Here is a 1,623-nt window from a genome sequence, read left to right on the forward strand (position 1 = left end):
TCAGGTCTGTGACAGTCTCAGTGACCCGGTTCCAGGCGGCGTCGAAGGTGTAGGCTTCAGCCTTATCCGGGTAGTGCACGGCCTGGAGGCGGTCGGCGGCGTCGTAGGTGTAGGTGGTGATTTCTTCCCCGAAGCCGTTGTGCTCGGTCTGCTGAGTACGATTGCCGTTGCCGTCGTACTGGTAGCTGTAGCGGGCCACTTCGCCGCCGTGGTGGCGGCGAGGTGGAAGGAGTACAGATTGTTAAAGAGCTTACGGGTTCATCGGCAGGAAGTAGCATCCCGCCATAAAACTGTTCGGAAAACACCGAGCATCGACTACTTCTTCTGATCGAGAGACTTCAAAAACTCTGGATCGATCCACCCGCTGCAGGGCACCACTGGGCCGCCCGAGGCTGCGCTCCTCGGCAGCTCACACAAATTGCGCCCCGAGTTAAAGCCCGAAAAACAATTTATTATTACGACTCTATATCTTCTATAATAGGCTTTATAGATTCTTCAGTCAGGCCTACCCTCTCAAGAATATTTCGCATTTTTTCCGCATTTTTTTCCTTAAAAGCTTCATCAAATTCGTCCATCAGTCCGCTAACGTAAAGACGCTCATTCACTGTCATTCCTGCGTACTTGTTTTCCATTGATTAACCCTACGGATTGAGCACTGAAAAGTCGACTATGTCTACGTTTCTCGGATCGATTATCAACTCGATAAGCCCGCCTTCGTTCCCATCTAATGGTAATGCCGATCTTGATTTAATAATATCCGCGGAATTCGCTTTACCCTTGATTAAAAAGTCAGCCGTATTCGTGGATCCACTAGCGCCTCCTGATGGCAAGCCTGCAGCATCCCTAAAATCAGTCACAGTTCGAGGATCTGTAGTTGTCCACGAAAACCCTTGCGCTCGTGCGTCTCCACCAAAAACTCGGTAAACGTCAACAACCTCGTCTCTGCCCTTTGTAACACTCCCCGGCGCACCAGCAGCCTCCGTCACTCTACCCGTCGCACCGCTTGGTGCCAACGGTACATCACTGACCTCCGCCAGGGAACGCCCTGCGCTCCTGTTCCTGGCAACCTCCATGGCCGCCTGGCCCTGCTGCATCCCGCTTTGTAAAGCCCTTCTGCCCGCCGACGCGGGCATGGACAGGGGCGTATCCGCCCCGGACAGCATGGCGCCAACGAACAGCCCAGCCTCGCCTCCAAGGAGAGCAAGCGCTTCCGGGTTACGGAAGTACAACGAGGTGGCTGCCTTTACACTGCCCAGTACAGCGGCGGGTGCCGCCATGACCGCCAGCCCTGTCCGTGTCTGATCCGCCAAACGCCTGTCTTCCGCAGCTTGGCGCCAGGTCGCTTCGCGCATCCCACTGACACTGTCCATGTCGATGCGGTGATCTATAGCCACCCGCTCCAGTTCCTTGAGGTAACAGTAGCTGCTATCGGCTGCCAAACGAGGGCAATGCCCATCCGGGTCCACGTACACCGTCGGGTTCTGATACGCATACAAGTACTTATGCAGGCTCGGCGGCATGCTCACATCGCCAGACCAGGGGTCCTGGCTCAGGAAGCGGGCGGTTTCCGGGTCGTAGTAGCGCGCCTTGGCGTAGATCAGGCCGGTTTCCTGATCGTGTTCG

3 protein-coding genes are annotated in these 1,623 nt (G+C 55.8%); all 3 read right to left on the reverse strand.

Going from position 1 to position 1,623, the window contains the following annotated elements; genetic code table 11:
* A partial coding sequence (locus K8B33_RS16245; RefSeq protein WP_223428347.1) for an RHS repeat domain-containing protein occupies window positions 1-199 on the reverse strand: 199 nt, incomplete at its 3' end.
* A gap of 256 nt (window positions 200-455) precedes the next feature.
* Window positions 456-632, reverse strand: a complete 177-nt coding sequence (locus K8B33_RS16035) for a hypothetical protein (RefSeq protein ID WP_223428349.1) — start codon at window positions 630-632, stop codon at window positions 456-458.
* A 9-nt stretch (window positions 633-641) separates the two neighbouring features.
* A partial coding sequence (locus K8B33_RS16040; protein WP_223428351.1) for an RHS repeat-associated core domain-containing protein occupies window positions 642-1,623 on the reverse strand: 982 nt, incomplete at its 5' end.

This window comes from Alcanivorax limicola, from assembly GCF_019931215.1.
Classification (GTDB): domain Bacteria; phylum Pseudomonadota; class Gammaproteobacteria; order Pseudomonadales; family Alcanivoracaceae; genus Isoalcanivorax; species Isoalcanivorax limicola.

Coding starts and splice junctions, on each gene's coding strand:
- K8B33_RS16035 (WP_223428349.1), bottom strand. CDS start 632: ATGGAAAACAAGTACGCAGGAATGACAGTGAATGAGCGTCTTTACGTT.